This is a genomic window from Streptomyces bikiniensis (genome assembly GCF_000716625.1).
GTDB lineage: Bacteria > Actinomycetota > Actinomycetes > Streptomycetales > Streptomycetaceae > Streptomyces > Streptomyces bikiniensis.
Map to the genome: position 1 here is coordinate 1 of NZ_JNXJ01000085.1, position 8,930 is coordinate 8,930.

Here is an 8,930-nt window from a genome sequence, read left to right on the forward strand (position 1 = left end):
ACGACCCCGCCACCGTGGGCGTGGACGGGATCACCCTGCGAATCGGTGAACTGGACGGCGTTGGTGACGGTGACGGCCGCCGCATGAGCGGTGCCCACGACGCCGAACAGGGACAGGAGGACGGCGGACAGGGCGGCGAAGACCGCCGATACGCCGAATCTGGTACGCGACATGATCACTTGCCTCGTGGAGTGGGGGCCGGACACCCCGCCCGCCGTGACGACGGACCGGGGGTGTTCGTGAGGGGTGGGTGCGTGATGCACACGGAGGAGGTGGACGAGGAAGCCGGCCGTCCGGCTCGGGGTGCGGCATGGACGGTCGGGGCCTCGCGACCCTTGCGCGAAGAGGGGCGCCGCCGTGTTACGGCTGGGCGCCACCTCGCGATGTTTACGTTAACGCGAGGTGTTGGGGAAGAGTCTGGAAGGAGCAGGGATGCCTGTCAAGAGACCGGGAACGATCGGATCGCCGCGCGGCCGCCGCCGCCCCCGGTCCGTCCGGACCGGTCACCTGCCGAGGGCGTCCGGCCAGTTCTCGCGCACGACCCGCAGCGCCTCGGCCAGCTGTGCGTCGCTGGGGAAGACCGGCGGGCCGCCCTCCACCGTCGGCAGGCGTGCCGCCTTCTCCTCGTCGAGCGTGCCGTCCCTCGCCATGACCTCCATGAGCACGGGACGGGCGTAACCGGTCAGCCGCAGGTTCTGACCTTCCGTGCTCGCGAGGTACTCCAGCCACAGGCGCGCTGCGGCGGGGTGGGGGGCGTGCTTGTTGATCGCCTGGGCGTAGTACTGCGAGAAGCTTCCGTCGAAGGGGATGGACACCTTCCACTGCACGTCGGTGCCCCGCAGCTCGTCGATGTGCCGGAGGTTGAGGAAGTCCCACTCGATGCTGATCGGGGTCTCGCCGCGGACGATCGCCTCGGGGTTGGGGTTGCCGCGGTTGTAGTTGCCGACGTCGTTGAGCTTCGTGAAGAAGTCGATGCCCGGCCGGATGTCGTCGAAGGATCCGCCGTTGGCCAGGGCGGCGGCGTAGACGCCCGCGAAGGCCGAGCCTGCCGTCGCCGGATCGCCGTTGAGCGCCACCATTCCCCGGTACTCGGGCTTGAGCAGGTCGGCGAAGGAGACGGGGCAGACCGCGACCACATGGTCGTCGCAGCCGATGGAGACGTAGCCCCCGTAGCTGTTGAACCAGGCTCCGTCCGGGTCCTTCTGGTTCTGCGGGACGCTGTCCCAGGCGGCGACCCGGTACGCCGCCAGCAAGCCCTCGCTCGCGGCCGACTGCGCGAAGGCGCCACCGAGATCCAGCACGTCCGGGGCGTTCGCCTCGCCCCGGGTCCGCCGGATGTCCTCGATCTCTTCCTGACTGGAGCCGAACGGGTTGCTGTTCACGATCTCGATCCCGTACTTCTTCTCGAAGCCGTCCATCAGGCCGCCGTAGTTCGCCCAGTGGCGCAGCAGCGTCGTCGTGTTCAGCCTGCCCTCCTTCTTCGCCGCCGCGACCAGCGCGTCCATGCCGCCGGCCTCCTCCGCGGAGCCGGCCACGGCCGGTGCCACCACGCGTACCGGCTCGCTGTCCCCGCCGCAGGCTCCCAGGCCCAGGGCCAGGACGCTCAGACAGACGGCGAGGGTGACGGCACGCTTCCGGGGGAGGTCGGCCACGGCGTCTCCGCTAGGGCGAAAGAGAACAGTGGAGGAGAACTCCCAGCCTACGCGGGCCCTCCCCCTGTGTCCCGCGCGGAGCGCGCCCCCTTCCGGCGGTGTCCGGGGGAAGCGCGTCCTCTCCCCGCGCAGGCCTCCGGCTGTCCTCACAGCTCCGCGTCGTCCCACTGGCCCAGGATGTCGTCCTCGCCGAGTCCGTCGAGGTCGGGGCCGGCGCCGGGGGCGGTGGCCTGGGCGGCCCAGATGGTCTTCCCCCGGGGGGAGTAGCGGGTGCCCCACTTCTCGGCGTACTGGGCGACGAGGAAGAGACCGCGGCCGCCCTCGTCGGTGTCGGCGGCTCGCCGGATGTACGGAGCGGTGCTGCTGCCGTCGGACACCTCGCAGACCAGGGAGGCGCCGTACAGGAGCCTCACCCGGATCGGTTCGAGGCCGTAGCGGACGGCGTTGGTGATCAGCTCGCTGAGGATGAGTTCGGTGCCGAAGGCGATGTCCTCCAGGCCCCACTCGGCCAGTTTGCGGACGCAGGCGTTGCGGACCGGGCTCACGGCCGCCGGGTCGCGGGCCACGTCCCATGCCGCGACCCGGTCGGGGTTCATGCGGCGGAGACCGGCCACCAGCAGGGCGACGTCGTCGCCGGACTCCGCGGGAAGCATCGTGTCGATGACCGCGGCGCAGGTCTCTTCCGGGCTGCGACCGGCCCCGGAGAGGGCGTCCCGGAGGGCGGCCAGGCCCGCGTCGTGGTCCCGGGTGCGGTTCTCCAGGAGGCCGTCGGTGTAGAGGACGAGCCTGGAGCCCTCCGGAAGGACCGTCCGGATCGTCTCCACGGGCATCCCGTTGCCCAGGCCCAGGGGCGGGGAGACCGGGGGCTCCAGGAAGTCCACGCTCCCGTCGGGCCGGACGACCGCGGGCGGCAGATGGCCCGCGGTGGCCACGGAGACCTCGCCGGAGACGGAGTCGTAGACGACGCACAGGCAGGTGGCTCCGGTGATCGTCTCGCCCCAGCCCTCGGAGGGTTCGTCCTGCTCGTCGATGAGGGTCACGAGTTCGTCGAGGCGCCAGAGCAGTTCGTCCGGGGAAAGGTCGAGCGCCGAGAAGTTGTGCACGGCGATCCGCAGGCGGCCCATGGTGGCCGCGGCGTGCAGGCCGTGGCCGACGACGTCGCCGACGACGAGTGCCACGCGGGCGCCGGGCAGCGGGATCACGTCGAACCAGTCGCCACCGACGCCGGACTTCGCGGGCAGGTAGCGGGAGGCCACGTCGAGCGTCTCGTCGCCCGGGAGGCTGCGCGGCATCAGGCTCCGCTGGAGCGTGACCGCCATCGTGTGCTCGCGGGTGTACCGGCGGGCGTTGTCGATGGAGACGGCGGCCCGGTTCGCCAGCTCCTCGGCGAAGGACAGGTCCTCGTCGGTGAACGGCGGGGAGTCCTCCGTCCGCCAGAAGTTCGCCACCCCCAGCACCACGCCTCGCGCGCGCAGTGGGACGACGGCCAGCGAGCGGATGCCGTAGCGGAGGACGCGCCGGGCCCGCTCCTCGTCCTGGGCGCGCCAGCCTGTCGAGGAGGCCAGATCGGTCACCACCACCGACCGGCCCTCGGTGACGCTGGTGTCGACCGGCGATCCGGGGACGAAACGGATCAGTTCGCCGTACGCGTAGAGCGGATGGTCCTCGGTGAGGCCCGCGAGGGCCGTGCGGCGCAGCTCCGTGCCGACCCCGGCCGGTTCCTCCCCGCTCAGAACGGGGTCCAGGAGTTCGACGGTGACGACGTCCGCGAAGCCGGGGGACGCGACCTCCGCCAGTTCCTCGGCGGTGCGCACGACGTCCAGGGTGGTCCCGACGCGGACGCCGGCGTCGTAGAGCAGGGACAGTCGCTCCCTGGCCACCTCCGCGCGGCCGGACAGGGAGCGCAGCTCGGTGGTGTCCCGCAGGGTCACCACACTGCCGTGCCGGTCACCGGGGGGCAGGGTGACCCGTTTGTTGAGGGCGAGGAGGCGGTCCGCCGCCAGGTGCACCTCGTCCGTGGCGATCCGGTCCGACGAGAGCAGGGCCGTGAGGGAGGGGTCGAGGCCCAGTTCGGCGACGCGGCGGCCCTCCGCGTCCGGCGGCAGGTCGAGCAGCCGGCGCGCCTCGTCGTTGGCGAGGAGCAACCGGTGGTCGCGGCCGGTGATGAGAACGCCCTCGCGGACCGCGTGCAGGACGGCGTCGTGGTGTTCGTACATCCGGGTCATCTCCGCCGGACCCAGGCCGTGGGTCTGGCGGCGCAGCCGCCGGCTCACGAGGCCGGTGCCGAGGGCCACGAGGCCGAGGGCCCCGGCCGCGCTGCCCAGGATGACGGGCAGCTGCTGGTCGAGCGAGTCCTGGACCTTCTCGACCGTGACCGCGGCGGAGACGATGGCGACCACGTCGCCCCGGGCGTCCCTGACCGGGGCCGCCGAGACCACGGAGAGGCCCAGGGCACCCTGGAAGGTGCGCGTGAAGGGACGGCCGGCGGCGGCCTCGGCGTACGGGCCGATGACGTGCTTGCCGAGCTGGGTGGGGTCGCTGTGGGTGAGGGTGATTCCGTCGAGCTCGTAGACGATCAGGGCGTCGATGCCGGCCGCCTTGCGGGCTCCTTCGGCCAGGGGCTGGAGCTCGACCGTGGGGAAGTCGTTCCGGAGGGCCCGTACGAGCCCCGGCGCGTGGGCGAAGGACTGGGCGGCGGCGGTGGTCCGGTGCCGGGCGTCGGCCATGGTGTCGCGGCGGGCCTGGACGACGAGGGCGGTGACCGCGGCTGCGACGAGGAGGACGACGAGTACCAGCTGGAGGACGAAGACCTGGCGGGCGACGCTGCGGGTGGTCAGCCACGACGTGACGCGCCGGCGTCCCCCGGAGGGGGTTTCCAGCGGATCGTCACCCTTATGGCCAGAGTCGCCACTCATACTTCACATTTATCCCTTTTCGATCGACGCCTGGCAACCATGGGCCGCCTCGGGCCGAGCCGCCCGGGACGTCTCAGGCGGTCTCCGGGCCGGCCAGGACCAGTCGGCCAACCTCGCGGGTCAGCACCGATCGGGCGTCCTCGCCGAGGGCGTCGTCCGAGACGAAGTAGTCGACCTCGTCGAGCCTCGCGAACCGACTGAGTCCCACCACGCCCCACTTGGTGTGGTCAGCGACCACGGCGAGTCGCGTCGCGGACTCGATCAGCGTCCGGTTGGTCTGCGCCTCGGCGAGGTTCGGCGAGGTCAGACCCGCCTGCTCCGACACCCCGTGGGCGCCCGTGATCAGGAGGTCCACCCGGAGCGAACGGATCGCCTGGTCCGCCAGCGGTCCCACCAGCGAGGCCGACCTCGTAGGGGCGCCGCCCGTGAGCAGAACCGTCGGGGCGCCCGCGTCCGGTTCCTCGGCGAAGTCGCGCAGCAGGTCGGCGACGGGCAGCGAGTTGGTGACGACGGTGAGACCGGGCGTGTGCCGGAGCCTGGCGGCGACCTCGTAAGCGGTGGTGCCGCCGGACACGGCCACGACGCTGCCCGGCTTCACGAGACCGGCAGCGGCGGCGGCCACCGCGGCCTTGGCGGCCGACTCCAGGTCGGCCTTGGCCTCGAAGCCGGGTTCCTCACCGGTGGTGGTCGCGGACGTCGCGACGGCACCGCCGTGGACCTTCTCCACGGAGCCGGCCCGGGCCAGCGCCTCCAGGTCCCGCCGGACGGTCATGTCCGAGACCCCGAGCCGCTCGACGAGGTGGGCCACCCGCACGGCGCCGTCCCGGCGCACGAGGTCGAGGATCACCGCTCGCCGCTGCAGCGCCAGCACCGGTTCCTCAGCCCCTGCCTTGTCCGTGTCATACGGCGAACGGCCGACGGGAAGTCCACCGAAGTCATCACGTTCGAACAGGATACATACCCATGCATGAGGCGGCGGGGGTGCCCGCCGCGGTGGACGAGAGGCCTCGGAACGGCCGGTCCTGCGGCCGGACGGCCGCAGGACCGGCCTCTGTCCCTACGAGGTGGTGAACTGCTGGTTCGGAGCGGCGGAGCAGCCGTACTGGACGACTTCGGCCCCGTTCGCCGAGGAGACCCCGCTCACGTCGACGCACTTGCCGCTGTGCCGCGCCATCAGGGTGGTGAAGCCGTCGGACGACCTGTGCACCGACCACTGCTGGTTGGGGCCGCCGTTGCAGGCGTACTGGAAGACGATCGCGCCGTCGGCGGTCGACTCGTTGGTGACGTCGAGACACTTGCCACTGTGCCGCGCGACGACGTTGACGTAACCACCGCCGGCGGGTCGCAGGGACCACTGCTGGTTGGTCGCGCCGCCGCAGGTGTACTGGACCACTTGGGCGCCGTCCGCGGTCGAGGCTCCGGTCACGTCCAGGCACTTGCCGCTGTGCCGCATCCGCAGCGGCACCCAGGTGTCCGCCGCGAGGGAACGGAGGCTCCAGGACTGGTTGGCCCCGGTCGTCGGACGGTGGACCCCGACGGGCGCGCCGTCGGCGGTGGACTCGCCGCTGACGTCGAGGAGCTTGCCGCTCGCGCTGTTGACCAGGGTGTGGCGCCCCTCGCCCGTGGTGGAGAGCATCCACTTCTGCTCGGCGGAGGTGCCCGCGTTCACCAGGGCGAGCGAGTCGCCCTGGGCGGCGAGCGCCTTGCCGTTGGCGACGCTGGTGACGCGGTAGGCGGCGGTGTTGCTCCAGTCGGCCGAGGACAGCTTGGTGAACCGCCACTGCTGTGCCGTGGTGCCCGGGCTGGAGGTGCGCTGGACCAGCGTGCTCTGGCCGCCGCTGGTGGCGACCGCGAGGGCCTTGCCGCTGTGGTCGTTGAGCAGCTGGCGCGCGGCGCCGGTGGGGGCCGTGGTGTCGGAGACGTTCACGCCGGTCGCGCCGGGCAGGACGAAGGTCGTGACGGAGCCCGCGCCCACGGTGGCGGTGAGCGTCTTGCCCGCAGGGGTGAGGTCGCTCTCGCGGTGGAGGTTCTTGGTGCCGTCGGTGGTGTAACGCTGGACGGGCCCGGCGCCGACGGTCTGGAAGCCGGCGAGGTTCAGGGTGAGCCGCTGGGGTTCACCGGTGGGGTTGGTGTGGACGACGACCGCGCCCTGGCCGGCCGGGCGCAGGGCGGCGAAGGTGTCGGCGTTGTCGGTGTTGATGACGCGGGCACCGGGGCGCACGAACTTGGTGTAGTTCGCCAGTGCCCAGTACTTCTTGTTCTTGCGGAGGGGTTCGATGGCCGCGTCGGCCGGGGTGAAGTCGGTCTGGATGAGGCCCCAGTTGGAGTTCTCGCGGCCCGGCGTCATGTTCTCGTAGTCCTCGACGGCCTGCCACAGGACCCAGGCGCGGGGCTCCAGTTCGCGGAAGTCCTCGTTGACGCGCTGGGTGAGGTCGAGGGCGGGGCTCATGTCGGTGAAGCTCTGTCCGACGCTGCCGCCGAGGTCCACCTCGGACATCCACAGCGGGGTGGCCGTCCCCTTGGCGATGTCACGCACTCCGGTGCGGCCGCCGGTGCTGTACGTGTGGGTGTTGAGCTGACCGACAGCGGTCTTGGCGGCCGGGTCGTAGGTGTCCCAGTTGGCGCGGAAGGTGTTCGGGTTGGTCTCGTCCATGGCGGCGATGCGGGTGCTGACGCCGTCGGCGTTCAGCCGGGCCCGCATGGTGGTGAGCATGCGGGCCTGGGAGGCGGGGTCCCAGTGGGAGCCCTCCTGCCGGCCGCCCGCACCCCAGTAGTCGGTGTTCGGCTCGTTGACCGGGGACAGGGAGTCGAAGGTGACGCCGGTGGCGTCCTGCGCGCGCTTCAACGCCCCGGAGAGGTACGCCGCGAACCGTTCGTACTGGTCGGAGCGGAGGTTGTCCTCCCGGGCGTTCCAGTTGCCCGAGACCAGGCCGCTGTTCGTCATGAAGTACGGCGCGGAGTTGGAGAAGGCCTCGAAGGTGTCGGCGCCCCGTGCCCTGGCGGCGGTGAGCCACCAGCGCTGGTTGGCGTCGGCGTTCGGGTTCCAGTGGGTGGGGTCGGCCGGGTTCCACCAGTCGGGGGACTCCGGCCCGGGACGGTTCCACCAGCCGGGGACGGCGCCGCCGGCCCGCATGTAGGGGGTGGTCTCGGGGCTGTCGCCGCCGCCTATGTTGTAGCGGGCGACGGTGAAGCCGAGGCCGTCCGTACCGTAGAGGGCGTCGGCGAGCGCGTTGCGCTGGGCGTCCGGCCATCCTCCGGTCACGTTCGCGAACCAGGCCAGGGCGGTGCCCCAGCCCTCGAACGGCTGCTGCTGGTAGCTGGGGTCGGGTCGTACGGTCACGGCCCGGCCGGTCTCCTCGGCCGCCGCGGAGACCGCGGGCGAGAGGCCGGTCGCGAGGAGGGCGGCCACGGTGGCCACGCCCAGCACGGCGCCGCTCCTGCGGGCGCGGGTCGGAGGTCGTTCTCTGGTGGAGCGCATGGTCGGTCTCCCTGATCGGATCGACGGTCGTGGATCACCGGAGGGCCGCGGGCGAGGGGCCGTGGCGGCCGGGTGTCGCTGACGAAGGACGGGGCGGCGTGGGGCAGGCCCCTTCGGGGGTTCGGGGCCTGCCCCGGGGTGGTCCGGACGGGGTCAGGCGGCCGTGCGGAGCCACTTCTGGTTGGTGCCGTTGTTGCAGCTCCACTGGATGAGCGCCGTGCCGTCGGAGGTGGACTGGTTGGTCACGTCGAGGCACTTGCCGCTCGACGAGGCGGACAGCTGCACGGTGCCGCCGGAGCCCGTCACCCTCCACTGCTGGGCGGTCGTTCCGTTGCAGGAATACTGGGCGATCGCGGCGCCGTCGGCGGTCGACCCGTCCTTCGGGGCCAGGCACTTGCCGCTGTGGCGGGCGATGATCTGCACCCGGTTGGTGCCGGCGGGCTTCAGCCAGAACTGCTGGTTGACGCCGTTCGCGCAGCCCCACTGGATGAGGGCGGCCCCGTCGGCGGTGGAGCGGTCGGCGACGTCGGCGCACTTGCCGCTGTGCGAGGCGGTCAGCGTCTCCCAGGTCCCGAGCCCCTGCACCGTGCCCGCGGCCGCGTCCACGGTGATCTGCGGGTAGTAGTCCATGGTCATGGTGGTGGCGGTGGGGAACTTCAGGGGGAGCCAGACGTACTGGGAGTCGTTGACCGTGCCGCCCATCGAGTTGCCCCAGCGGTCGCCCATGTAGAGGTACGAGGTGCCGGAGGTCCCCTGGACCGGCAGGACGTATGCCGTCTGGGATCCGTAGGTGGTCGAGTTGCCGATGTCCTTGAGGCCGCTCCAGGTGCCGGTGACGCTGGTCGCCGTGGCGTACTTCTGCTGGTTGGGGGCCCAGCCCGTGGC

General features: G+C 71.9%; 5 protein-coding genes. All 5 read right to left on the reverse strand.

Translation table 11 applies throughout. The features are described from left to right. Nucleotides 1–503: 503 nt before the first annotated feature. Nucleotides 504–1,652 carry an ABC transporter substrate-binding protein gene (locus OO47_RS32530; protein ID WP_030223305.1) on the reverse strand — a complete coding sequence of 383 codons (1,149 nt, stop codon included), beginning with the start codon at nucleotides 1,650–1,652 and terminating at the stop codon, nucleotides 504–506. A gap of 146 nt (nucleotides 1,653–1,798) precedes the next feature. Continuing rightward, nucleotides 1,799–4,567 (reverse strand): SpoIIE family protein phosphatase/ATP-binding protein, encoded by a 2,769-nt coding sequence (locus tag OO47_RS32535; RefSeq protein ID WP_106969519.1) that lies wholly within the window; start codon nucleotides 4,565–4,567, stop codon nucleotides 1,799–1,801. 73 nt (nucleotides 4,568–4,640) lie between these two features. Further along, nucleotides 4,641–5,438, reverse strand: a complete 798-nt coding sequence (locus OO47_RS32540; RefSeq protein WP_030223312.1) for a DeoR/GlpR family DNA-binding transcription regulator — start codon at nucleotides 5,436–5,438, stop codon at nucleotides 4,641–4,643. Between the two features lie 186 nt (nucleotides 5,439–5,624). After that, nucleotides 5,625–8,045, reverse strand: a complete 2,421-nt coding sequence (locus OO47_RS32545) for an RICIN domain-containing protein (RefSeq protein ID WP_030223316.1) — start codon at nucleotides 8,043–8,045, stop codon at nucleotides 5,625–5,627. Between the two features lie 153 nt (nucleotides 8,046–8,198). After that, the coding region (locus OO47_RS32550; RefSeq protein ID WP_030223319.1) for an RICIN domain-containing protein at nucleotides 8,199–8,930 on the reverse strand (732 nt) is incomplete at its 5' end.

Coding starts and splice junctions, on each gene's coding strand:
- OO47_RS32535 (WP_106969519.1), bottom strand. CDS start 4,567: ATGAGTGGCGACTCTGGCCATAAGGGTGACGATCCGCTGGAAACCCCC.
- OO47_RS32545 (WP_030223316.1), bottom strand. CDS start 8,045: ATGCGCTCCACCAGAGAACGACCTCCGACCCGCGCCCGCAGGAGCGGC.